Origin of the sequence: Haloechinothrix aidingensis (genome assembly GCF_013450155.1) — a bacterium.
Taxonomy (GTDB): domain Bacteria; phylum Actinomycetota; class Actinomycetes; order Mycobacteriales; family Pseudonocardiaceae; genus Haloechinothrix; species Haloechinothrix aidingensis.
In genome coordinates this window covers 1-23,445 of sequence record NZ_JACCKD010000012.1, presented here as the reverse complement: position 1 = coordinate 23,445, position 23,445 = coordinate 1, and the positions used below count along the sequence as shown (strand labels likewise).

General features: G+C 69.9%; 26 protein-coding genes and 2 pseudogenes. 13 read left to right on the top strand and 15 right to left on the bottom strand.

Features of this window, described 5'->3' with window-relative positions:
* A pseudogene (locus H0B56_RS23135) lies at positions 1–206 on the bottom strand (NAD(P)(+) transhydrogenase (Re/Si-specific) subunit alpha); the annotation flags it as partial.
* A 224-nt stretch (positions 207–430) separates the two neighbouring features.
* Complete coding sequence (locus H0B56_RS22465) at positions 431–1,063, bottom strand: TetR family transcriptional regulator (protein WP_180895121.1); 633 nt, start codon at positions 1,061–1,063, stop codon at positions 431–433.
* Positions 1,064–1,304: 241 nt separating this feature from the next.
* Here H0B56_RS22465 and H0B56_RS22460 point away from each other — a divergent pair, with 241 nt between their 5' ends.
* The 4 genes and pseudogenes from H0B56_RS22460 (at position 1,305) to H0B56_RS22445 (ending at position 5,208) form a co-directional block, all read left to right on the top strand.
* The gene (locus tag H0B56_RS22460; protein ID WP_180895120.1) at positions 1,305–2,414 is read left to right on the top strand and encodes an FAD-binding oxidoreductase; all 1,110 of its coding nucleotides are present in this window, start codon (positions 1,305–1,307) and stop codon (positions 2,412–2,414) included.
* A gap of 41 nt (positions 2,415–2,455) precedes the next feature.
* Positions 2,456–3,574 (top strand): fatty acid desaturase family protein, encoded by a 1,119-nt coding sequence (locus H0B56_RS22455; protein WP_180895119.1) that lies wholly within the window; start codon positions 2,456–2,458, stop codon positions 3,572–3,574.
* 14 nt (positions 3,575–3,588) lie between these two features.
* Positions 3,589–3,780, top strand: a pseudogene (locus tag H0B56_RS22450) (hypothetical protein); the annotation flags it as partial.
* 342 nt (positions 3,781–4,122) lie between these two features.
* Positions 4,123–5,208 carry a hypothetical protein gene (locus tag H0B56_RS22445; protein WP_180895118.1) on the top strand — a complete coding sequence of 362 codons (1,086 nt, stop codon included), beginning with the start codon at positions 4,123–4,125 and terminating at the stop codon, positions 5,206–5,208.
* Here H0B56_RS22445 and H0B56_RS22440 read toward each other — a convergent pair.
* Entirely contained in the window at positions 5,201–5,809 is a 609-nt protein-coding gene (locus H0B56_RS22440; protein ID WP_180895117.1) for a hypothetical protein, read from the bottom strand. The genes H0B56_RS22445 and H0B56_RS22440 overlap by 8 nt on opposite strands.
* Positions 5,810–6,062: 253 nt before the next feature.
* On the opposite strand from H0B56_RS22440, the gene H0B56_RS22435 reads away from it, so the two are divergent.
* Positions 6,063–6,917: an SDR family oxidoreductase gene (locus H0B56_RS22435; protein WP_180895116.1), complete on the top strand. Its 855-nt coding sequence runs from the start codon at positions 6,063–6,065 to the stop codon at positions 6,915–6,917.
* Between the two features lie 133 nt (positions 6,918–7,050).
* Here the strand turns inward: H0B56_RS22435 and H0B56_RS22430 are convergent, their stop codons facing one another.
* From H0B56_RS22430 to H0B56_RS22400, 7 genes are all read right to left on the bottom strand, one after another.
* Entirely contained in the window at positions 7,051–7,698 is a 648-nt protein-coding gene (locus tag H0B56_RS22430; RefSeq protein WP_180895115.1) for a cyclase family protein, read from the bottom strand.
* A gap of 70 nt (positions 7,699–7,768) precedes the next feature.
* Positions 7,769–8,515, bottom strand: coding sequence for a DUF899 domain-containing protein (locus H0B56_RS22425; protein ID WP_180895114.1), 747 nt, complete (start codon positions 8,513–8,515; stop codon positions 7,769–7,771).
* Between the two features lie 92 nt (positions 8,516–8,607).
* On the bottom strand, positions 8,608–9,216 hold the full coding sequence (locus H0B56_RS22420) for a dihydrofolate reductase family protein (RefSeq protein ID WP_180895113.1): 609 nt from the start codon (positions 9,214–9,216) through the stop codon (positions 8,608–8,610).
* 117 nt (positions 9,217–9,333) lie between these two features.
* Positions 9,334–9,729, bottom strand: coding sequence for a PIN domain-containing protein (locus H0B56_RS22415; protein ID WP_219633089.1), 396 nt, complete (start codon positions 9,727–9,729; stop codon positions 9,334–9,336).
* Positions 9,729–9,959, bottom strand: coding sequence for a ribbon-helix-helix domain-containing protein (locus tag H0B56_RS22410; protein ID WP_180895111.1), 231 nt, complete (start codon positions 9,957–9,959; stop codon positions 9,729–9,731). The genes H0B56_RS22415 and H0B56_RS22410 overlap by 1 nt, the downstream gene beginning before the upstream one ends.
* Before the next feature lie 59 nt (positions 9,960–10,018).
* A complete protein-coding gene (locus tag H0B56_RS22405; RefSeq protein WP_180895110.1) occupies positions 10,019–10,285 on the bottom strand; it encodes a DUF397 domain-containing protein in 267 nt (88 codons plus the stop codon).
* Between the two features lie 5 nt (positions 10,286–10,290).
* On the bottom strand, positions 10,291–11,160 hold the full coding sequence (locus H0B56_RS22400) for a helix-turn-helix domain-containing protein (RefSeq protein ID WP_180895109.1): 870 nt from the start codon (positions 11,158–11,160) through the stop codon (positions 10,291–10,293).
* Between the two features lie 139 nt (positions 11,161–11,299).
* On the opposite strand from H0B56_RS22400, the gene H0B56_RS22395 reads away from it, so the two are divergent.
* From H0B56_RS22395 to H0B56_RS22380, 4 genes are all read left to right on the top strand, one after another.
* Complete coding sequence (locus H0B56_RS22395) at positions 11,300–11,620, top strand: hypothetical protein (RefSeq protein WP_180895108.1); 321 nt, start codon at positions 11,300–11,302, stop codon at positions 11,618–11,620.
* The gene (locus H0B56_RS22390) at positions 11,617–11,847 is read left to right on the top strand and encodes a hypothetical protein (protein WP_180895107.1); all 231 of its coding nucleotides are present in this window, start codon (positions 11,617–11,619) and stop codon (positions 11,845–11,847) included. The genes H0B56_RS22395 and H0B56_RS22390 overlap by 4 nt, the downstream gene beginning before the upstream one ends.
* A gap of 99 nt (positions 11,848–11,946) precedes the next feature.
* The gene (locus tag H0B56_RS22385) at positions 11,947–13,971 is read left to right on the top strand and encodes an NADPH-dependent 2,4-dienoyl-CoA reductase (protein WP_180895106.1); all 2,025 of its coding nucleotides are present in this window, start codon (positions 11,947–11,949) and stop codon (positions 13,969–13,971) included.
* Positions 13,972–13,999: 28 nt separating this feature from the next.
* Complete coding sequence (locus H0B56_RS22380) at positions 14,000–14,410, top strand: YjbQ family protein (protein ID WP_180895105.1); 411 nt, start codon at positions 14,000–14,002, stop codon at positions 14,408–14,410.
* A 157-nt stretch (positions 14,411–14,567) separates the two neighbouring features.
* Here H0B56_RS22380 and H0B56_RS22375 read toward each other — a convergent pair whose 3' ends face one another.
* Positions 14,568–16,319, bottom strand: a complete 1,752-nt coding sequence (locus H0B56_RS22375; RefSeq protein ID WP_180895104.1) for a proline--tRNA ligase — start codon at positions 16,317–16,319, stop codon at positions 14,568–14,570.
* 131 nt (positions 16,320–16,450) lie between these two features.
* Positions 16,451–16,891 (bottom strand): DUF1905 domain-containing protein, encoded by a 441-nt coding sequence (locus tag H0B56_RS22370; protein WP_180895103.1) that lies wholly within the window; start codon positions 16,889–16,891, stop codon positions 16,451–16,453.
* Positions 16,892–16,979: 88 nt separating this feature from the next.
* On the opposite strand from H0B56_RS22370, the gene yaaA reads away from it, so the two are divergent.
* Both yaaA and H0B56_RS22360 read left to right on the top strand, forming a co-directional pair.
* Positions 16,980–17,723, top strand: coding sequence for a peroxide stress protein YaaA (gene yaaA, locus H0B56_RS22365; protein WP_180895102.1), 744 nt, complete (start codon positions 16,980–16,982; stop codon positions 17,721–17,723).
* A gap of 311 nt (positions 17,724–18,034) precedes the next feature.
* Entirely contained in the window at positions 18,035–19,444 is a 1,410-nt protein-coding gene (locus tag H0B56_RS22360) for a DEAD/DEAH box helicase (protein ID WP_425484574.1), read from the top strand.
* A 40-nt stretch (positions 19,445–19,484) separates the two neighbouring features.
* Here H0B56_RS22360 and H0B56_RS22355 read toward each other — a convergent pair whose 3' ends face one another.
* Positions 19,485–20,189 carry a PIG-L deacetylase family protein gene (locus H0B56_RS22355; RefSeq protein ID WP_425484575.1) on the bottom strand — a complete coding sequence of 235 codons (705 nt, stop codon included), beginning with the start codon at positions 20,187–20,189 and terminating at the stop codon, positions 19,485–19,487.
* Positions 20,190–20,400: 211 nt separating this feature from the next.
* Here H0B56_RS22355 and H0B56_RS22350 point away from each other — a divergent pair, with 211 nt between their 5' ends.
* The gene (locus tag H0B56_RS22350) at positions 20,401–21,600 is read left to right on the top strand and encodes an 8-amino-7-oxononanoate synthase (RefSeq protein ID WP_343064011.1); all 1,200 of its coding nucleotides are present in this window, start codon (positions 20,401–20,403) and stop codon (positions 21,598–21,600) included.
* Here H0B56_RS22350 and H0B56_RS22345 read toward each other — a convergent pair.
* The gene (locus H0B56_RS22345; protein ID WP_180895099.1) at positions 21,566–22,009 is read right to left on the bottom strand and encodes a GNAT family N-acetyltransferase; all 444 of its coding nucleotides are present in this window, start codon (positions 22,007–22,009) and stop codon (positions 21,566–21,568) included. The two genes, H0B56_RS22350 and H0B56_RS22345, sit on opposite strands and share 35 nt — an antisense overlap.
* Positions 22,010–22,033: 24 nt before the next feature.
* On the bottom strand, positions 22,034–22,879 hold the full coding sequence (locus H0B56_RS22340; RefSeq protein WP_343064010.1) for a S1 family peptidase: 846 nt from the start codon (positions 22,877–22,879) through the stop codon (positions 22,034–22,036).
* A 257-nt stretch (positions 22,880–23,136) separates the two neighbouring features.
* On the opposite strand from H0B56_RS22340, the gene H0B56_RS22335 reads away from it, so the two are divergent.
* Positions 23,137–23,445, top strand: a 309-nt coding sequence (locus tag H0B56_RS22335) for a hypothetical protein (protein ID WP_425484573.1), incomplete at its 3' end; no start/stop codon positions are given.

Genomic DNA, 23,445 nt, shown 5'->3' with positions numbered 1-23,445 from the left:
AGGAAACCCACCACCACCGTGCCCGGCCGCGCCCGCGCCACCTCGGCCTCACCCGGCGCACGCACACACACCACCACATCCGCCTCCCACGGATCCCCCACACGCGCACCCGCCGCCACAAACGCCTCATCCGACACGAACGCCCCCACGCCCGCACCCGACGCCACAATCACCCCCACACCCCGCCGAACCAGCCGCTCCACCATCCCCGGCACCAAAGCCACCCGACACTCACCGGCCACCCCCTCAGCAACCACCCCCACCGACACAACACTCTCCACACCCGAACCAGCACCAGCCACCACACAACCTCCTCCGCCGAGGTACTTGGGAAGGACAGTTCCAGGACCGCCCTGGTGTCCACGTTGTCTATCACGCCGCACCCGGTTCAGCGATCTTCGTGAGGGGTGTCACTCAGCACTTCCGCCGCTCACGTCTCACTTCGCCAGCCGGCCACTCCGATGAGAATCAGCCGGAGCCTCTTACGAGCCTGCCTGATGATCTCCATATCCGCTTCCCGGTCGGCTGTGTCGACATCCACGAGCTCCATAACCGTGCCAAGCATCGCGGTGACGATCAAGTCGGCCATCATACGAAGATCCTCCGCGCTCCAGGCGCGCATTTCGTCGAATCGGCCGAGATCCACGGCGAGCTCGCTGGCGAACAGGCGCAGCTCGGTCGCTATCGCCGCGCGCACCCGGCCGGTACCCGCGTACCGCTCGCGCATGATGAAGCGGAAATGGTCCTCGTTGGCACGGACCTGGGAGTAGAGCGTCTGCACCGAGCTGGTGATCACGTCCTCGCTGCTACTCCGGTCCTTGCGCGCTTCCCGCACCATGCCGCGCAACGTGCGCATCGACTCGTCCACAAGCGTGATACCGAGGTCGTCCATGGACGCGAAGTGCCGGTAGAACGCGGTCGGTACGATTCCCGCTTCCTTGGTGACCTCGCGCAGGCTCAGGCTCGCGAGGTTGCGGTCGATGAGCAGCCGCAGCGCCGCGTCCACCAGTGCCTGTCGCGTGCGCTGCTTGCGCTCCTGCCTCGTCGTCTGCTCCGCAGTCACGACGTTAAGAGTACGCGCGTCCACTTACCAGTACGACACTGGCGCCCCGGAACGCTCCTGCTCACCTTCGCGGCAACGCGCGCACCACACGCGCCTGGCCAGCGGCACAGGACTGGTCGTATCGCACACGTCACAACGCGCTGACGGGGACGTTCCCCGGGGGATAACGTATCCATATCAGTGCACACTTGTTCACTATCAAGTTCGATCACGGCATCACTCGGAACCGAAGGGGGCTACCGTGACCAGCCTGATCCCACGTCGCAGCCGGTCGCTCGGCGCGATGACGGCGTCCCTGGTGGACACGCTGCTCACCCCGCACGGCATCGACCGGTACCTCGAGCTCGTCGACCCGATGAAGGTGCGCAACGAGATCCGGGGAAAGGTCACGGCCGTGCGCAGGCAGACCGCGGACACGGTCACCCTGACGGTGCACACGAGCAAGCGGTGGCGAGGCTTTCACGCCGGGCAGTACGTGCGCGTCTCGGTGGACATCGACGGCGTACGCCGCACGCGCTGCTACTCCCCCGCCAACTCCGAGCTCGACCCCGCGGGCTCGCTCGAGCTGACCGTCAAGGTCGACCCGCACGGGCTCGTGTCCGGGCACCTGTATCGCAACGCCGCGCCTGGCATGATCCTGGGCCTGTCCCAGCCGGACGGCGAGTTCACCATGCCCGAGCCACGTCCCGAGCAGCTGCTGCTGGTCAGCGGCGGCAGCGGGATCACGCCGGCGCTGTCGATGCTGCGCACCCTGCACGATCGCGGTGACACCGATGGTGTGGTGTTCGTGCACTACGCCAACACCGAGCAGGACGTGCTCTACCGCGACGAGCTCGCCGAGCTCGACCGCGCCAACCCTGGCCTGCGCGTGGCACTCGGCTTCACGCACGCCGAACACGGCGGTGACCTGCACGGGTTCTTCACGCCCGCGCATCTTGAGGAGGTCGCGCCGAACTGGCGGCAGGCGCAGACGTACCTGTGCGGACCCGACGGGCTGATGGACTCCGTGCGTGCGCTGTTCGACGCCGAAGGGCTGAGTGAACAGCTGCACACCGAGGTGTTCACCCCGCCGGAGCTGGAGATCGACACCGAGAACGCCACCGGTCAGGTGCGGTTCGAGCACAGTGGCCGGGAGATCGCCAACTCGGGTCGCCCCCTGCTGGAGCAGGCCGAGGAGGCCGGACTACGCCCGGAGCACGGCTGCCGGATGGGTATCTGCTTCTCCTGCACCAAGGTCAAGTCGCGCGGGTGCGTGCAGAACGCGCTGACCGGGGAGCTGTCCGCCGAACCCGAGGAAGAGATCCAGATGTGCATCTCCGTGCCCGTCGGGGACGTGGACATCTACTGCTGAGGGCACCGACACCGCAGACAACAGACCATGGGAGGAGCGTCATGACCGACCTACGAGATCGACTGACACCGGAGCAGGTCGAGGAGTTCGGCCGCGAGCTCGATGAGATCCGCCAGCAGCTCGTCGCCGACCTGGGGCAGGAGGACGTCGACTACATCAACAGGATCATCCGCACCCAGCGCGGCCTGGAGATCGCCGGTCGGGGCCTGATGTACCTCGGCTTCCTGCCACCGGCCTGGCTCGCAGCGGTCGGCTGCCTGTCGGTGTCGAAGATCCTGGACAACATGGAGATCGGCCACAACGTGATGCACGGCCAGTACGACTGGACGCGCATCCCGGAGCTGAACTCCAAGACGTTCGAGTGGGACACCGCTGCGCCGGGGGACAACTGGCGTCACTCACACAACTACATGCACCACACGCACACCAACATCATCGACAAGGACCGTGACGTCGGGTACGGGATCCTGCGGATCGATCCCGACCAGGAGTGGCACCCCTACTACCTGGGCAACCCCGTCTACGCGGTGTTGCTGGCGATCTTTTTCGAGTGGGGCGTGTCGCTGCACGACCTCGAGGTCGACCGGTTGCTCAAGGGCGAGATCAGCTGGGCGGACAAGGCCGAGGTGCGCAGGAAGATGCGCGCCAAGGCGGGCAGGCAGATCGGCAAGGACTACGTGCTGTTCCCCCTGCTGACCGGACCGCTCGCGCCGCTGACCCTGCTGGGCAACGCCTCCGCCAACGTGGTCCGCAACCTGTGGGCCTTCGCCATCATCTTCTGCGGGCACTTCCCGGAAGACGTGGAGAGTTTCTCGGAGTCCGAGACCGAGGGCGAGACGCGCGGCCAGTGGTACCTGCGCCAGATCCTGGGGTCGGCGAACATCTCCGGTGGCAAGCTCTTCCACATCATGAGCGGGAACCTCTCCCACCAGATCGAGCACCACCTGTTCCCGGACATCCCCGCGCGGCGCTACCCGCAGATCGCCCCGCAGGTCCGTGCGATCTGCGAGAAGTACGGCCTGTCGTACAACACCGGGCCGCTGCACAAGCAGTTGCTGTCGGTGGCCAAGAAGATCCTGACATTCGCGCTGCCGCCTCGCGAGAAGGACACGCAAGCTCCGACTACGCTGAACGGGGAGAAGGAACGCGCAGCAGCGTAGGAAGAGGGGTTGCCGTGGTGGGACAGTTCGAGCGGAACAAGGACACGGTGCAGGAGATCACCGAGTCGGCGGCGACGCACGTCGGCAATATCGCCAGCATCATCACCAGCGCGGTCCGCGACATCACCCGCGAGATCGGCGACGGGATCTCCGAGGCGGTGGAGATGTACGAGGCATCCCAGCGCGCCAAGGAGGACGGCGGGGACGAGGTCCCCGGGCAGCGTCTCCGGGGTGACCACGAGGTCACGCCGAAGCCGGTGATCGACCCGGACACCGAGCAGCGCTGAATGACCCTTTCACTCCGTGTGGGTGGTTGACTGACGCTTTCAGTCCCTCTCGTGGACTGGAAGCGTCATTCAGCGCCCGGCGACGCGTTCGGAAGACGCCTGTTCGGCCTAGCGGCGCCACGGTCCGCATACGCGGCACTGCGCCACCAGGATTGTCCTGCGGGGTATACGGGTGAGAGGGCGTGACACCAGGTCGACCTCGTGCGCACCGTGAACGGTATGTGGCACACCGTCACGACCGGGCATGGAGCCACCTGAGGGGTGGGACTCCCGCAGAGCGCCACGGTCGCCCATGCCCTGGCCGGTACGCTGCTGATCCAGTGCCGGCCCGAGCATGTCGAGGACGCCGCGCGCGTCGCAGGGACCCGCGGCGGCGGCCTGGTCGTGTCGGGTCCCGAGGCGACCAGGACCGCCCGACTCGTACGAGAGCAGGGCTTCGGCGGTCCCCTGCTGTGCGATGCCGAACGGTACTGCGGCAAGCGCAGAATCCTCGCGAGTGAGGGCGTCACAAGCGGGTGGGTGCGCCAGCAGCTAGACATGTGCGAGGCGGCTCTGACCGACTCCGGCTACATCGGCACCGCGGACACAGGGGGCCTGCGCACTGTCCTGACCGAGGCGGCACGGCTGGGACCACGGGTGATCGCCCTGCTGCCACTGGCCAAGAGCTGGCTGACGACCCCCGCGGTGCAGGACCTGGTCGCCGAGGTCCGGCGTCACGATGTGCCCGTCGCGCTCGCGGTGGAGGACTCCCGCGACCCGCTCGCCACGCGCAAGGCCGTGCACGGCCTGCTTACCGTGCTGCAGGAGTCGCCGGTACCGGTACTACTGATCCGATCCGACACCTCGGCGGTAGGGGCTCTCTGCTACGGCGCACTCGCCGGAGCGGTCGGCACACGGCCGAGTGTGCGGCACATCGCTCCGCCCGGCGGAGGCTTCTCCAGCACGAGCGAACCATCCGCCTTCGTGCGGATGCTGCTCGACTACTACACGGTGGGGCGGATCGCCGACATAGCACAGCAGACTCCGGACCTGAGCCAGCTCTGGGAATGCGAGTGCGACGAGTGCGGAGGTCGCTCGCTACGCAGGCTGGCGACCGTCTCCGATCCGGAGCGTCAGGAGGCCCTCGCGTTCCGGCACTCGCTACACGCCCTGTTCGATCTCCACATCGGCATCGCCCGGCCGCACACCACCCGCCAGGCGTGGATGCGGTCCTGGCACGAGCACTGTAGCAACGCGCTGAACCTGCACGCCGATATCCGCCGGCACGACCCCACATGGCGACGCCCGTCGGCGTTGAGTTCCTGGCACGAGGTGAGCCGGCGTTTCGTGCCGCGCGAGGTCACGTGAGCACACCGAGGTCGAGGACCCGACCGTAGAGTCGCTCCTCGATCCACCGGTCGAGCGGGCTGCGGCGAGCCCGCGCCGAGCGGCCCGGACGAGCGTGCCGCAGCAGTTCCGTCGCGGTGCCTGTATCGCGCACGAGACCGCTCATCGCCCGGCGGCACGCAGCCAGGCACCGAGCCACCTCGTCGCCACCCCCATCACCGTCACCGAGTACGACGGCGTCGCTGGCGAAGCCGCGTAGCCGGGAGGCGGCGGCAAGCGCCGCTGGCCACCGACGTTCCCGGCTGATCACGCCGTGCAGTCGCACGACCTCCGGTTCCCGGAACGGGAAGGTCTCCGGCCACTCCCAGGTCTCCAGCACATCCAGGTCCAGCACGGGACCCGATCCGGTCACGCTCCGGTGCTCGTGGGCACGGCGGTCCACCGTCACCACGGGGAACACCCGTTTGCCGAGCAGTTCGGTGCGCGGCAACACGACACCGTGCCACCCCAGGAGCCCGGCCGCACCGACCACGGCGTCCGGAACCGCGTCGTTCGCCGGCACCGCCGCCGTGCCGGTCGCGACCGCGGACCCGGGGACCGCCGCTACGAACCGCTCGCCCACGCCCCACCTTCCACCCGGTTGCCGTCGCGCGCCTCACCGTATCCGCACGCCCGGCGCGGCGTTGCAGGGATCCCCTCGCGGGCACGCCGCGCGGGATCGAGCGACAGGTTCCGTGCGGCGCTCCCCGCTCACTTCCGGCTGACTCCGGAATGCCGCGACCCGGCAGGAGTGTTAGGACGTACCGGTCGCACCACCGCGGACGCGCTCGACGTCGTGTTCGCACCACAGGGAACTCCGGAGGGGAACGGAAAACATGACACACGACGCCACATACGCGGTCACCGGAGCCACCGGCCGGCTCGGCGGGCGCATCGCCAGGCGACTGTCCGCGGCCGGAGTCCCGCAGACGCTGGTGGTACGCGATCCGGGCCGGGCACCGCACCTGCCCGGCGCCACCGCGGCCGGTGGAAGCTACGGCGACCGGGACCGGATCCGATCGGCCCTGCGGGGTATCGACCGGGTCCTGCTCGTGTCGGCTGCGGAAACCGCTGACCGGCTCGACCAGCACCGAACGTTCGTCGACGCCGCCGTGGACGCGGGCGTCTCCCACCTGGTCTATGTCTCCTTCTTCCGCGCCGCACCGGATGCCACGTTCACGCTCGCCCGGGACCACTGGCACACCGAGCAGCACATCCGCGCCAGCGGCCTGGAGTTCACGTTCCTGCGTGACAACTTCTACGCCGACTTCATGCCGTACCTAGCCGGTGACGACGACGTCATCCGCGGACCCGCAGGCGACGGGCGCGCGGCCGTGGTCGCGCAGGACGACATCGCCGACGCCGCCGTCGCGGTACTGGCCAGCGCACCCGAGCATGCCGGCAGCACCTACGAGCTGACCGGTCCGGAGTCGCTGAGCCTTACCGAGATCGCCACCGTCCTGTCCGAGGTCACCGGGCGCACCATCAGCTACCACCCAGAGACCGTCGAGGAGGCCTACCGGTCACGTGCCGGATACGGCGCCCCGGACTGGCAGCTCGACGCCTGGGTCTCCACCTACACCGCGATCGGCGCCGGCGAGCTCGACGGCGCAGGCGGCGCGATCGAGCGTCTCACCGGACGCCCGGCTACCCCGCTCGCCGAGGTCGTGCGCGCGGCATACACCGGCTGACCGCCGCGAGAACGGCACCGTGCAGCGGGGTGCCACACGGCCCGACACGGGGTGCCCGAGTGCCCGACATGGGGTGCCACACGGCCCGACACGGGGTGCCCGAGTGCCCGACACGGGGATCGGGCCGGGGTGGTCACGGGACGTGCGCGAACGCGCGCACCGGGAAGGTCGCCATGCCGTCGATGGACGGGGGCACGGCGGTGAAGTGAGCGCCGGTGCGCGGCAGCCGGTGCAGCCCCGTGAGGTGCTCGACGACCGGGATTCCCGCGGCCAGCAGGATGGTGTGCGCGGGCCGCTGCCCGGTCGTGGTGTCGTCGATGTTCACCGAGTCGATCCCGGCCAGCGCGGCACCGCGCTCGGCGAGGGACTGCGCACCTGCCTCGGTGAGGTACGGGTGGCCGGGATCGCCGTAGTGCTCGGTGCCCCAATGCCGGTCCCAGCCCGTGCGCAGCAGCACCGCCATCCCGTCGAGCCGCCCGCCGGGCAGCGCGTCCGGGCCGATCGCCCCGTCCGCGTCCACGACGACGGCCGGAAGCATGGCACAGCGTTCCAGTGGCAGGCCGGCCAGGTCGTGACCGTCACGGAACCGGTGCGCGGGTGTGTCCAGGTAGGTACCGGTGTTGGCGATCATGCTGATCCGGCCGATGGCGAACTCCGTACCAGGATCGTAGTGTTCCGCCGACCCCTCGAAGCTGAGATGCACGCCGATCTCCGGCCCCGGCAGTCCCGGGTACGTGGTCATCTGGTGCTCGATGGCGTGGCTGAGGTCGATCAGTTCCATGCCCATGATCATGCCAGCATCCCGCGCCGCACACGTGCTCGCCGCTCGATCTCCTGGCGAGGATCCGCCCTCACGCGGAGAAGTCGGGAATCGCCTCACGGGCCGCGTCCGCCCTGCCCTTGGGCTCTTCCCAGTCCTCCTGCCTGCCCAGCGCGGTGAGGTCGAGGAAGGCGTAGGAGCCACCGAGCTGCTCCACGCCCCTGGCGTACATCGAGTAGGTGTGGAAGACCCGATCACCCTCGCGCAGGAAACAGCTGTAGCCGGGCAGCTCGAACGGCTGCTCACCCTGGACGTAGTAGTCCGTGCCGGCCCGTGCGTGCTCGGCGGGGGTCCGGTAGTTGTACTCGACGGGTGCGACGGACTCGTCCAGCGTGACGTGGAAGTCGTAGTTGAAGTTGCTGCCGTACGAGGAGTACCAGGGGAACGTCCACCCCTTACGGGCCTTGTAGGCTTCGAGCTTGGCCAGCGGCGCCCGGGACACCGCCGCGAACGTCGTGTTCCGGGTATGCAGGTGCGCGAGCAGCCCGTCGGACAGCTCATCGGCGGACGCCGAGCAGCTCGGGCAGCCGTCCTCCCAGGAAGGGTCGAACATGACGTGCTGCGCGATCAGCTGGCGGCGGCCGTCGAACAGGTCCAGCAAGCCGGCCCGCCCACCCGGCCCATCGAACACGTAGTCCTTGTCGATCTCGACCATCGGCAACCGGCGGCGCTCCGCGTTGAGCGCGTCCCTGGCTCGCGTGAGTTCCTTCTCCTTGGCCAGCAGCTCCTTGCGAGCCGCGAGCCACTCCTCGCGTGAGACGACCTGCGGGAGACCCATCCCGCTCACCTCCTTCGTGTCGGCTGTCGATGGGCAGACTCCGCGACGGCGCGGAAGTCATCGGGTAAACCGACGCGCGCCGTCGTTCCGGGCTATCGAGCGAGCCGGTAGTACAGGTGCGTGGCGTACGGCGTCTCGATGACCCTGTACTGCTCGAGCCCGGTCAGCCGGCCCTCGTCACCGTCGAAGAGCCGGGTACCGGAGCCGACGAGAATCGGCGAGAGATGGATGCGTATCTCGTCGACGAGGCCCGCCTGGATACTCTGGCGGCATACGCTGGCGCCGCCCATCACGACGACCTCCCGGTCTCCGGCCGTGGCCCGCGCCTGCTCGACGGCCCGCGCCACGCCGCCGGTCACGAACGTGAACCCGGACCGGAGCCTGGTTTCTGCGGGCGGCCGGTGGGTGACGACGAAGTTGGGTGGGGCGGTGGACTGGTCCTGCACGTACCCGTAACCGACGTCGTCTTTCCAGCCGTTGGGCCCGTCGACGAAGTCGAACAGCCGCCTGCCCATCACGACCGCACCGGTAGCCGCGAACGCGCTGTCGAGCACCTCCGCGTCTCGCGGCGACTCGTGTGCGGCGTGCACCCACGCGTGTATCGGTTGGCCTCCGGCACCGAGCCCGTTCTCGGCATCGGCACCCGCCGCGGCGACAAACCCGTCCAGGGACATCGAGATGTCCACGACGACGGTTCCCATCCCGGCCTCCTCACCTTGCTTGACAGTTACCGGTGCAGACCGGCCTACGGACCCGAACTCATCGGTCCGGCGAAGAGGCTGAACGACGCGTTCCGTCCGTCTCGTGGACGGACAGCGTCATTCGGCCCAGGATTCCAGCCGTAGCTGCGGTACGCGGGAGAACTCCCGGGTGTTGCGCGTGACGAGGACCCCGCCCTCGGCGATCGCTGTGGCGGCGATCAGCACATCGTGCGGGCCGATGGCGTTACCCAGCCCTTCCAGCTCAGCGCGCACGCGCGCGGCGACCCCTGCGGCCTCGGCGCCGAACGGGACGACGGTCACCAGATCGACCAGCTCCGTCACCCGGCGCCGGTGCGGTTCCGGCCGTGGTGCCTTCTCCACCCCGACCCACAGCTCGTAGAGGACGATCGCCGGTATCGCGACCTCGGCCGGCTTCGTAGCCAGCAGCCGCTCGGCCACCCCACCCCGGCCGTTGAAGGCATCGATGACCGTGTTCGTGTCCAGGAAGTACATCACAGCGACCCGCGCGGGAGGTCCTCTCCCATCCCCGAGCGGATCTCGTCGAGCCCGGGAAACTCCTCCCCTCCCCCGAGCAGGTGCCGGAACGACTCCGGCCACGCGGTGTCGACCTGCTCCCGGATCAGGTTCGCGATCCACCTGCTCCGGGACAGCCCGGACTCCCGGACGGCCCGTTCCAGCCGTGCCTCGGTCTCGCTGTCGAGATAGATCGTCACCTGGGACATATGCGCACCTCCACGGCAATTATACGTGCACATATACTCCCCGCGCCAGTGGTGGCGGCTCAGGCGTGCGGTGCGCCCCCGGTGAGCGTGCCGAGGAAGGCGTGCCAGCACTCGGCGGGCACCGCCAGCGTTCCCGCCGCGCGGCTCTTGCTGTCCCGCAGCCCCACCAGGTGCCCGGCGCGCGCCACCTCGACGCAGTTGCCGGAGTTGCTGCTGTAGCTGCTTGCCCGCCAGCGCGGCGCGAACGCCACCTCGACGCAGTCGCCGGAGTTGCCGCTGTAGCTGCTTGTCCGCCAGCGCGCGCCGGTGAGATCGGCGGTGCTCATATCGCTCACTCCTCGCTTAGTCGGCTCCACTCGGCGGCCAACCGGGTGATCAGCTCCGCCGAGAGGTTCGGGGGCAGCGCGCGGGCCGCGATGCCGTCCCATGCCAGTCTATAGCTCGCGATATGCGGCTCCTCCTCCAGGAAGATGCTCTGCACCCGGTTCTCCAGGTAGACCAGCGTGGCCTCCGCGTCGAACCCCATGATCATGAACGGCCCTTCCAGGCCGGGGTGCGGGCCGACCCGCACCGGCACCACCCGCACGTTCACCCGAGGGCGGCGGGCCACCTCGAGCAGGTACCGCAGCTGGCCGGCCATGACGGCCGCGCCGCCCACCGGAACGCGCAGTGCCGGCTCGTAGAGCAGCACGTGCAGCTCGGGCGGCAGTGCCCTGCTCAGGATCCCCTGCCGCCCCAGCCGCGCGGCGACCTTGGTGTCCAGTTCGGACTCAGTTCGCTCTTGCGCAGCAGTACCGTCGATGATCGCCCGCGCGTAGTCCGAGGTCTGCAGCAGCCCGGGAACCCACAGCGGCTCGTAGTTCCACAACGCGGTGGCCGTACGCTCGAACTCGATCAGTGCCTGCCACTGGTCCGGCAGCCGCGGCCCGCGCGCCTGCACCCAGCCGGGGTTGGCCGCCTCGCGCGCGAGGTCCAGGATCTCCTCACGCTCGGTGACGGGCACGTGATACAGCCCCAGCATCGCGGCGATCTCCTCCACCCGCAGCCCCACCGCGCCGGTCTCGATCCGGCTGATCTTGCTCTGCGAGACCCCGAGGCGCGCGCCCACCTCCCCCGAGGTCAGGCCCGCCTTCTTGCGCAACCTGCGCAGCTCCCCCGACACCTGCCGCGACCGGACCGTCGGCCTTGCCTGCTCCGCCATTCCCGCCTCCCCATATGCGCACACCGGCGAATTCATATTCACGGTGTGCATAAACCTGTTTATTGCGTGGTCATCCACCAACCTAGCCATGGAGTCACCAACCGCAAGCACCCGCTCACACCGTGTTGGGAAGCTGGACATGAGCACACTGCCGCCGGGGTTGACGCACCCCTACGACACGACCCGCGCCAGGCGCGAGGTCTTCCGCCACGGCCACACGTTCACGTGGACGCTCGGGGACAGCTACGTCGCCGTGCAGCGGGGCCGGGTGGCGAACGCCTCGCGCGCCACCGTGCTGGCCGATCAGCACCCGGAGCACCCGCCACTCACCGGGCGGCAACCGGTCGTCGACTGGCTGGTCGCACCGGCACGCGGCGAGTGGCACCGGCACCGCATCATGACGCTGCTGGCCGACCAGTGGCTGCGGATCCAGCGCGCGACACCGAGGGAACCGGCATGATCGCGCGGGACCGCGAGCTGCTCGCCCACCTGTCCCGGGTGAACACCCGGATGGGCACCGCCACCATCGAGCTGATGAACCAGCTGGAGGACGGCATGCTGCCCGCCGAGTCGCTGCGCAGGCTCGGCGCCCACCTCGGTGCGCTCGCCGAGGCGCTGACCGCAAGGGCCGAGGAGCTCGACGGGGCGGCTCGCGACCACTCGCCCACCGCCGTCGACGGCTCCTGACCCGCAGCACCGGCGCACGATCGCGAGATAGCACACCCTCGCTACCTACTCGCGCGTAAATTAGGATTGGCTGGACGCCAACACGAGAGGTCAGCATCCATGAGCGCGTACCCGAACCTGACCAGCCCACTCGACCTCGGCTTCACCAGCCTGCGCAACCGGGTCGTGATGGGCTCGATGCACACCGGCCTCGAGGACCGCGGCCGCAACTTCGGCCGCCTCGCCGAGTACTACGCCGAACGCGCTCGCGGCGGCGTCGGTCTCATCGTCACAGGGGGTTTCGCGCCCAACAGGGAAGGATGGCTGTTCCCGCTGGCCTCCGCGCTGACCAACCGCAGGCAGGCGCGCGCGCACCGCACGCTCACCGAACCGGTGCACGAGGCGGGCGGCAAGATCCTGCTGCAGGTCCTGCACGCGGGCCGGTACGCCTACCACCCGTTCAGCGTGTCCGCCTCGGCCGTGAAGTCCCCGATCACCCCGTTCCGCCCCCGTGCGCTGAGCGACCGCGGCGTGCGCGGCACCGTCGACGACTTCGCCCGTTGCGCCACGCTCGCGCGGGAGGCGGGCTACGACGGCGTCGAGATCATGGGCTCCGAGGGCTACTTCATCAACCAGTTCCTCACCCCGCGCACCAACCGGCGCGGCGACCGCTGGGGCGGCTCCTGGGCGAACCGGATGCGGCTCGCCGTCGAGATCGTCCGCCGCACCCGCGAGGCCGCGGGTTCGGACTTCATCATCAGCTACCGGCTGTCCCTGCTCGACCTTGTGCCGGATGGCCAGTCCTGGGACGAGGTCGTCGAGCTGGCACAGGCCGTCGAGCAGGCGGGCGCTACGCTGATCAACAGCGGCATCGGCTGGCACGAGGCGCGGGTGCCCACGATCGTGACCTCCGTGCCACGCGCGGCCTTCACCGAGCTCACCGGCAGGCTACGGCCACAGGTGACCGTGCCGGTCGTGGCGTCCAACCGCATCAACATGCCGGACGTCGCCGAGGGCGTCCTGGAACGCGGCGAGGCCGACATGGTCTCGATGGCGCGGCCGTTCCTCGCCGACCCCGACTGGGTCGCCAAGACCGAGCAGGGCCGCGCCGACGAGATCAACACCTGCATCGCCTGCAACCAGGCCTGCCTCGACCACACCTTCCAGCTCAAGACCGCCACCTGCCTGGTCAACCCGCGCGCGGGCAACGAGACCGAGCTGGCCGTCCGCATGGTCGGCACGCCCAAGCGCGTCGCCGTCGTCGGCGCCGGTCCCGCCGGGCTCGCCGCGTCCACCACCCTCGCGCAGCGCGGTCACCACGTCACGCTGTACGAGGCCGCCGACGAGATCGGCGGCCAGTTCAACCTCGCCAAGCAGATCCCCGGCAAGGAGGAGTTCCACGAGACCCTGCGCTACTACCGCAGGCAGCTCGAGCTGCACGACGTGGACGTGCGGCTGAGCACCCGCGCCCGCGCGGCCGACCTCGCGGGCGAGGGCTTCGACGAGGTCGTCGTCGCCACCGGCGTCTCACCCCGCACACCGGCGATCGACGGCATCGACCACCCGAAGGTGCTGTCCTATGTCGACGTCCTGCGCGGCGCGCCGGTCGGCGAGTCCGTCGCGGTGGTCGGCGCGGGCGGGATCGGCTTCGACGTCTCCGAGTACCTCACCCACGACTCGCGGCCCGCGCTCGACGTCAAGCAGTGGCGGGCCGAGTGGGGCGTGGACGAGCCCGAGCGGGCCCGCGGCGGCGTCGACGGGGTGGACAAGGCGGTCGAACCCTCCCCGCGCTCGGTCTACCTGCTGCAGCGCAAGACGTCCAAGCTGGGCAAGGACCTCGGCAAGACCTCGGGCTGGGTGCACCGCACCACCCTGCGCGACAAGCGGGTCGAGATGGTCCCTGGCGTGACCTACCGCCGGATCGACGACGCGGGCCTGCACGTCACGGTCGGCAAGTCCGAGGAGCGGGTGCTCGACGTGGACTCGGTGGTGATCTGCGCGGGCCAGGAACCGCTGCGGGAGATCACCGAAGGGCTGGCCGGCGCGGGCGTGCCCGCGCACCTGGTCGGTGGCGCGGACGTCGCCGCCGAGCTGGACGCCAAGCGCGCGATCGACCAGGCGACCCGTCTGGCGGTCACGATCTGACCGGCGCGCCCGGCGGTACGGTGGGGGTGTGTACACCAAGGAATTCGAGATCCACACGGGCAACCGCGCCGTGGTGCACGACCTGACCAAGCAAGCGTCGGCGTACCTCGCCGAGTGCGATGTGGACGACGGGCTGCTGCACGGCTGGGTCCCGCACGCGACCGCGGGCCTTGCCGTGCTCGAGACCGGCGCGGGAAGCGATGACGACCTGCTGGCCGCGATCGACGACCTGCTCCCCCGCGACAACCGCTGGCGCCACCAGCACGGCACGAGCGGGCACGGCAGGGACCACGTGCTCCCCGCGTTCCTCCCGCCGTACGCGACGGTGCCGGTCCTCGACGGGGCACTCGCGCTCGGTACGTGGCAGTCCCTGTGCCTGGTCGACACCAACGTCGACAACCCCGTCCGCCGCGTGCGGCTGAGCGTGCTGGCCGGCTAGCCTGCGAGCGCTCCCTGCGGGGCGAGCGGGGCGAGCCGAAGGACTCATTCGGTACATATCTGGTACCCGAGGAGTCCTTCGGCTCGCCCCCACCCGGGAGATAGCGGCGGTAAGAAGGGGTCGCTAGAGCCGGTTCGGGGACCCTGGCGAACGGGCTCTAGCGACCTGTCAGTGCGCGAACGTGCCCGACGGCCTCCTCAACGGGAACCTCGGTGCGTTCACCGGTCGCGCGGTCCTTGATTTCGACCATACCCTTCTGCAGGCCCTTTCCAACCACCACGATCGACGGAACTCCGACGAGCTCGGCATCGGCGAACTTCACGCCGGGGCTGGCCGTACGGTCATCCAGGATCACCCGTACCCCCGCGCCGTCCAGCTCGGCGGCCAGGCGCTCGGCGGCCTCGGCGATCGAGTCGTCCTTACCGGCGAGCACCATGTGCACGTCGGCCGGAGCGACCTCACGCGGCCACACCAGTCCCAGCTCGTCGTGGTGCTGCTCGGCGATCGCCGCGATCAGGCGAGAGATACCGATGCCGTACGAGCCCATGGTGATCCGCGCGGGCTTGCCGTCCGCACCGAGCGCGTCCACCTCGAACGCGTCGGTGTACTTGGTGCCGAGCTGGAAGATGTGCCCGATCTCGATACCGCGCGCCGCCACAAGCGGTCCGGAGCCGTCCGGAGCGGGGTCACCTTCCCGGACCTCGGCGGCCTCGATCGTGCCGTCCGGCACGAAGTCGCGGCCGCACACCAGGTCGACCACGTGGTGATCGGGCTTGTCGGCGCCGGTCACCCAGGCCGTGCCCGTGACGATGCGGGGGTCCACCAGCAGCCGCACCCCGTTGTCCTGCAGTGCCTTCGGCCCGATATACCCCTTGACCAGGAACGCGTGCCGCTCGAAGTCCGCTTCCTCCAGCACGGCGACCTCGGCGGGCTCCAGGGACGCCTCCAGGCGCTTCATGTCCACGTCCCGGTCACCGGGCACACCGACGGCCAGCAACTGCCAGTCCTGCTCGCCGGGCCGGCGTACCTTGACCATCACGTTCTTCAGCGTGTCGGCTGCCGTGACCGACCTGTCCAGCTCGGCCTGCGCGTTGAGGAAGTCGACCAGCGTCTCGATGGTCGGCGTGTCCGGGGTGTAGTGCACCTGCGCGGGCGGCAGCCCGTCCACGGGCTTCTCCTCACCGGCCGGGGTGGACACCGCCTCGACATTGGCGGCGTAGCCCGACGTGGTGCTGCGCACGTAGGTGTCCTCCCCCGTCGCGGAGTCGGCGAGGAACTCCTCGGAGGCCGACCCGCCCATCGCACCCGATGTGGCAGCCACGATCACGTAGCTCAGCCCGAGCCGTTCGAAGATGCGCTGGTAGGCGTCCCTGTGCAGCCGGTACGAGCGGTCGAGGCCCGCCTGGTCGAGGTCGAAGGAGTACGAGTCCTTCATCACGAACTCACGGCCGCGCAGCAGCCCCGCCCTGGGGCGCGCCTCGTCCCGGTACTTGGACTGGACCTGGTACAGCATCACCGGGTAGTCGCGGTAGGAGCTGAACTCCCCCTTCACGGTGAGCGCGAACAGCTCCTCGTGGGTGGGACCGAGCAGGAAGTCCGCGCCCTTGCGGTCCTTGAGCCGGAACACGTTCGGGCCGTACTCGGTCCACCGGCCCGTCGCCTCGTACGGCTCGCGGGGAAGCAACGCGGGGAACTGGATCTCCTGCGCGCCGATCGCGTTCATCTCCTCGCGCACCACGTTCTCGATGTTGCGCAGCACCGCGAGGCCGAGCGGCAACCAGGTGAACCCGCCCGGCGCCACGCGCCGGATATACCCGGCGCGCACCAGCAGCTTGTGACTGGGAACCTCCGCCTCGGCGGGGTCCTCGCGCAACGTGCGCAAGAACAGCGTGGACATCCGGGTAATCACGTGCTCAGCTCCTCGTGACGAGCGCCTTCAGCCGGTGGTGCACAAGGGTATTGCACGCTCCCGCACCCGATGTGAGCAGGCCCGTGAGCCGGCTCGCACGGCCTCGCTCACGGTCGCCGCCTTCCGCCGCGTCAGCCGCGGACCTCCTCGACGATCCTGGCGATGCGGCGCCTGCGGATATCGTCGTTGGCGGCGTCGGCGACCCACCTGACCAGGCTCTCCTGGCGGGCGCCGGGCAGTGCGTCCCACCGGGAGCGGACGTCTCCCAACTCCAGCAGGAGGTCGTCGGGTGGCGTGACGTCGTGCCGGTGGCTCACGAGCTGGAGTGTCATGGCGACGGTGTCTCCCGCGCCTACCCCGGCCTTCGCACAGTTCGCCCTGTTCAGCGGGATGTAGTGCCCCACATCGGAGACCACGACCGCCGACCGGAACTCGTGGTCGTTCACCGTGACACGCAACGACGGGCGCTCCTCACCGAACACACCGGCCACGTCCAGTTCGAGGGGCGCGAAGGCCGAGGACGCGGCACCTTCCACCGGCTGGAGCGTCACCTCGACGGTCACGGGATCCATGCAGGCGATGATACGCCGCCACCGGCCCGCTCAGCGGTGCGTGACCCGCACGCGCACTCCGGGCACACGGGCCCTTAAGGTGCCTGACGTGCTCGTACTGTTACCCCCTTCGGAGACCAAGGCACACGGCGGCGACGGGCCGCCACTGGACCTGACGGCGCTGTCCTTCCCGGAGCTCACCGACACCCGCAGGCAGGTCGTCGACGCCCTCGTCGACCTGGCCGGTGATGTCGAGGCCAGCCGCGCCACGCTGGGACTGTCCGAGCGTCAGGACGCGGAGATCGAGCGCAACGCGGCGCTGTGGTCGTCCCCGACGATGCCCGCGCTGACCCGGTACACCGGTGTGCTCTACGACGCTATGGGACTCGACACGTTCAGCAAGGCCGAGCGGGCCCGCGCCCGGGAACGGCTCGCCGTGGCCTCCGCGCTGTTCGGGTTCGTCGGAGCCGGGGACCCGATCCCGGCCTACCGGCTGTCCGGCGGCACCAGCGTGCCAGGCATCGGCTCGCTGCGCAGCTTGTGGCGTCCCAACCTCGAACCGGTACTCGCAGACCTCGCCAGCGGCGTGCTCGTCGACCTGCGATCGGGCCCGTACGCTGCGCTTGCCCGCGTCCCGTCCGCGGTGACCGTGCGGGTGGTCACCGACGACGGCACGGGAGCGCGCACCACCGTCAGCCACCACAACAAGGCGTACAAGGGACGCCTCGCCGGGGCACTGGCACGGGCGAGGCAGGACGCGAGCACCATCGACGACGTGGTCGGCATCGCCGCGGCGGCGGGCATCAAGATCGAGCAGACCGGTGCGAGCACGATCGAGGTACTCACCGACTGACGCACGGAAACGACCCCGCGCGCGGGCCGGACAACCCGGCAGCGCCGCCTGCCGAGCCGCGTTCCGGGCTCCCGGCGCCGTCCGGCCGCGCGTTCTCGCGTACAGTGTTGGACAGGCACGCTGAGACGGCCTCGGACAGAGCGGTCCGAACATACCTAGCCGGCGTGCGCGCACTATCCATCGACGACGCAGAGCGCGTCGGGTTCGTCCGGTGCATCAGCCCTTTCTCATCGATCGACTTCATCGACGGTGCCCACGCGAGACGTGGCGGATCAGGGCCGCACGTGACGCGCCACTCCGGAAAGGTATCCGTGACCATTACTGCTGAGGCGCCGAACGCGCCTACCTTCGAGACCGACGACCGTCCGTACGACTCCGCGGAGACGTCCTCGTCGTTCACCGACTTCACCCTCCCCAAGCCCCTGCTCGACGCGCTGCTGCGCACCGGCATCGAGAGCCCGTTCCCGATCCAGACGGCGACGCTGCCGGACGCACTCGCGGGGCACGACGTGCTCGGGCGGGCACAGACCGGGTCGGGCAAGACCCTGGCCTTCGGGCTGGCGCTGCTCACCCGCCTGCACCAGGCCAGGCAGCAGGACGGCAGGCCGGGTACGCGCAGTCCGCGCGGGCTCGTGCTCGTGCCGACCCGCGAGCTGGCCATGCAGGTCTCCGAAGCCCTCCAGCCGCTCGGTAAGGCCGCGGGCCTGCACTGCGCGACGATCGTGGGAGGCATGTCGTTCCAGCGCCAGTCCCTCGCGCTGGAGCGCGGTGCCGACCTGGTGATCGCCACCCCCGGCCGGCTGGCCGACCACACGCGGCAGGGCACGTGCTCGCTGTCCGAGGTCGCGTTCGTCACCCTCGACGAGGCCGACCAGATGGCCGACATGGGCTTCCTCCCGCAGGTCACCGAGATCCTCCGGATGACCCCGTCGGACGGTCAGCGCATGCTGTTCTCCGCGAGCCTCGACGGCGAGGTCGCCACCCTGGTGCGCGACCATCTCAGCAACCCGCGCGAGCACTCGGTCGCTCCCGCGACCGCGGGCGTGACCACCATGGAGCACCACGTGTTCACCGTGGAGCAGCGCGACAAGCACGCGGTCACCTCCCAGATCGCCGCGCGGGACGGCCGCACGATCATGTTCGTGCGCACCAAGCACCACGCCGACCGGGTGGCCGAGAAGCTGCGTAGTGACGGTGTCCCGGCCGTGGCGCTGCACGGCGGCAAGACACAGGGCCAGCGCAACCGGGTACTGGCCGCGTTCCGTGCGGGCGCTGCGACCACCCTGGTAGCCACCGACGTCGCCGCGCGTGGCATCCACGTCGACAACGTGAGCCTCGTGCTGCACATCGACCCGCCCGGCGACGCCAAGGACTACCTGCACCGTGCGGGAAGGACGGCGCGGGCAGGCGAGTCGGGCACCGTCGCCACCCTGGTCACACCGCAGCAGCGGCGCGCGGCACGGCGCATCATCAGCGGTGCGGGCGTGCAGCCCAAGACGGCCTCGGTCCAGCCGGGCGACACCACGCTGGCCAGCGTCACCGGAGCCCGCAGGCCCAGCGGTACCGCGGTTGCCGAGCCCCAGGTCGAGCAGAGCGGGCGCGCGCGCCCGAAGCCGGGCCGCAGGGCCGACGGGCGCGGGCACGGCGGCGGCAAGGGCCGCAGGGACACCCGCCACTCCCGCGGCCGCACCAACCGTAGCGGCGAGCGCGCCCGGCGCTGATCTCGCGAGATGTGATGCCGGCGCCGGGCACGCGCCGGCATCACATCTCGATCAGCTCGAACGAGCAGGCGAGCTCGCACCCGAAGATCTTGCCGACGCTCTCGGCCATGGTGCGCAGGAACGTGTCCGGGTCGGCCATCACACCGCGCAACCCGGCGAGGTACGTCTCGTGCGCCTGCAGCGACTCCACCGCCTTGTCGAACGTGTCGGTGATATCCACCGCGTGCGATCCGTTCGGCGAACTGTTCGCCGCCACCCAGCGCACCCCGTCCCAGGGTTCGAGCTCCTGCTCGAGCAGCTCGGGAAACACCCACCGGTTGCCGGCGTCCCGCACCGCGTCGATCGTGGCGGCACCGACCGCGCGATGGTCGGCCATGTTCTGGAACCCGCCGGGCCAGGTCTCCCGGTGATTGGTCGTGATCACCAGCTCCGGCTGATGACGCCTGATCGCCGTGGCGATGTCCTTGCGCAGCTCGAGGGAGTGCTCGATCACACCATCCGGGTGTTCGAGGAACTCGACCTTGTCGACACCGACGACGGCCGCGCTGGCCAGCTGCTCCCGCTCGCGTAGCGGGCCCGCCTCGGACGGGTCCATGCTGTCGATCCCGGCCTCACCCCGCGTCGCCAGCAGGTAGACGACCTCGCGCCCCTCCTCGGTCCAGCGAGCGATCGCGCCGGAGGCCCCGTACTCCAGGTCGTCGGGGTGTGCGACGACGGCCAGCGCCTTGTTCCAGTCCGTCGGCATCGCGGCAAGTTCGGTCACGTACGGCCACCTCCATGACATCGGCACCGGTTCCCGGTGCGACACTGCACATCGACGAGTATGTCAGGCGCCCGATCGGACCATGGGGCTGACAACGACTTCCCGGCGCCCGGCCCGAACGGCCCCGGACCGGCCCCGGACCGGCCCCGGACCGACACTGCCGCCGAGATGCCGAGACGAGGAGTGTGCTGCCGTGAACGACCCGGCCGGCCAGCCGGAGCCCGCAGACCCGACGCACCCCGCGGAGCACGTCTTCGCCTGGCTCGACGACGAGGCGGAGCGCCGCTCGCAGGCAGGCCTGGTTCGCCGCCTACGACCCCGGTCGGCCACGGCGGAGGAGATCGATCTCGCCGGGAACGACTACCTCGGCCTCGCGCGGGACAAGCGGGTCACCAGCGCGGCCGCGGCCGCCGCACTGCGCTGGGGCGCGGGCGCGACGGGGTCGCGCCTGGTCACCGGTTCCACCGAGCTGCACGCCGAGCTGGAACACGAGCTGGCCCGGTTCTGCGGGGCGGAGGCAGCCCTGGTGTTCTCCTCCGGGTTCACCGCCAACCTCGGCGCCATCACCACGCTCTCCGGTCGCGAGTCGGCCATCGTGACCGACAACTACATCCACGCCTCGCTCATCGAGGGCTGCCGGCTCTCCCGCGCCGACGTCGCCGCCGTGGCGCACAGCGATCCCGATGCGGTCGCGCACGCGCTGCGCACCCGGCGGCAGTCCCGCGCGCTGGTGGTGACCGACTCGGTTTTCTCGGTGGACGGGGACAAGGCACCGTTGCCGGAGCTGTCCGCCGTCTGCCGTGAGCACGGCGCAGGCATGATCGTCGACGACGCGCACGGCATCGGCGTGCTCGGCGAGGGTGGTCGAGGCGCGGCACACGAGGCCGGGCTGACCGCGGAACCGGATGTCGTCACCACGATCACGCTGTCCAAGGCGCTCGGCGCACAAGGTGGCGCGGTGCTGGGGCCGCGCCGTGTCATCCGGCACCTCGTCGACACCGCGCGCAGCTTCATCTTCGACACCGGCCTGGCGCCCTCCAGTGCCGGAGCCGCGCTGGCCGCCCTGGGAATCCTGCGCGACGAACCTCAGCGCGCGACCCGTGTCCTGGATGTCGCCGCCGAGCTCGTCACCCGCCTGCGTGCCGCCGGTCTGAGCACGAGCGACCCCGACGCGGCAGTCGTCTCGGTGCACGCACCCTCGCCCGAGCAGGCGGTGGCCTGGGCCACGCGCTGCGCCGAGAAGGGTGTCCGCGTCGGCTGCTTCCGGCCCCCCTCCGTGCCCGACGGCGTCTCCCGGCTGCGCCTGACCGCACGTGCCGACCTCACCAGTGCCGACGTGGACGCCTGCGTCGATGCCATCACGATGACCGCTCCGCAGGACGCCGCATCGTGATGTGCGGGATGCCGTCCTCGTCGTAGGGCTCACCTTCGGTAACGAACCCGAACCCGGCGTAGAAACCGGTGGCGTACCGCTGCGACGAGAGCAACACGTCGACGGGTCCGAGGTGGTCGAGCGCCGCGGCCGTCAACCGCGCACCGACGCCCTCACCCCGGACGTCCCGGCGCGTGCACACCCTGCCGATCCGCCACTGCCCGCCCTCTTCGAGGACGCGAAGGTATCCGACTACGCCGTCGTCGCCTGTGACCCAGAAGTGTGTCGTGCCCGGCAGCAGATCCTTGCCATCCAGCTCGGCGTAAGCACACTCCTGCTCGACGACGAACACGTTCACCCGCAAGGACAGCAACTCGTACAGGCACGCGGCATCCAGGTCCGGCCCCGCGGCGCACTGCGGCTCGCTCATGCCACGTTCCTAGCAGAGTGGCGCTCACCCGCCGAGGATCCCCAGGCCCTCCGGTTCGTGGTCGTCGTTGCGGCCACTGCCCTCGATCGCGTCGGTGAACGCGCTCACGTCGGTGTACACGCCCGGCTTTCCGGCTCGACCGCAACCCTCACCCCAGGAGACGATCCCGATCAGCGTGTCATCGACGATCAGGGGTCCCCCCGAGTCGCCCTGGCAGGCATCCACCCCGCCCTCGGGGTAGCCCGCACAGACCATGGTCTCCGGGTCGTAGTCGTCGTAGGCCTCGTCGCATGCCCTGTCCGACCGCACCGGAACCTCCGCGCTACGCAGGTGCGTCGAGCTGCTCCCGCCCTCGGTGGTACGCCCCCAGCCGTAGACGTCGGCCATCGTGCCTTCCGCGTAGACGTCGCGCTGGCCCGACTCCGCGACCCGCGCCGACTCGTACGGCACCCGCCGTTCCAGCGTCAGCACCGCGATATCGGAGCCTTCCCGCACGGACCGGTAGTCCTCCGGTATCCACGCGCGCTCCACGCTGCTTTCCACCCCGTTGCTGCCACGGGTGTCCTGCCTGCCTGCCACCACCGAGTACCGGTGGCGCGGCACGTTCGCCACGCAGTGCGCCGCCGTCAGTACCGTTCGGTCGTCGATCAGCGTTCCACCGCAGTATTGCGTTCCGCGATGGTCAGCGAGGTAGACCACGTACGGGTGATCAGACACGCTGGCCCTGTCACCGCCCACAATGAACGGTTGCGCTCCGGCGTGATCCGCCGTCGCCGACGCGGTCGTCCCTCCGAACGCGCCGAACGCGCCGATCGCTCCGAGTACTGCGGCAGCGACCATGCTGGATACGAGCTTGCTTCTTGCCCGCACGACATCTCCTCGAACTGGATTCGCACTCCTGCTTCGGCCGGCCACACGCACCGGACCCCCTCGTGCACATGGCGACCGCCCGATGACCCTATCGACTCATACCCCGTTCCGCTGTCACTGAACTGGGTGTACTTCGCCGACGTTCGTCCGAGGACGACGCTGCCCCGCTCAGCACGACGAGCGACATGGCGGGATGGCGCGCTCTTTCCCGGCGTGTCGCAACGGGTAGTCGAACGTGTGTGCGATATGCTGTGGGTGTGTCGGATCTGGTGGAAGTGGCCGGCCCGGCTGGGATGATGTTCGTCCCGGCCTGGCGGGTGAATCCTGTCGCGTTCACGCCCGAAGAGCAGGCCGAGATCCGCTGCCGCACGTTCACCGGCGAGCAGGTCGCCGAGCTGAGTGCCGAGCAGGTGATCGAGACGCTGGCCGCGGCCCGGCGGATCCGGGCGCATACCGACGCGATCGAGGCGCACGCGCTGGCCCGGCTCGACCAGCTACGGGGGCAGGATCGGTATGTGGCGGATGAGGCCGCGCTCGAACTGCGGGTGTCCCGGCATACGGCGGCG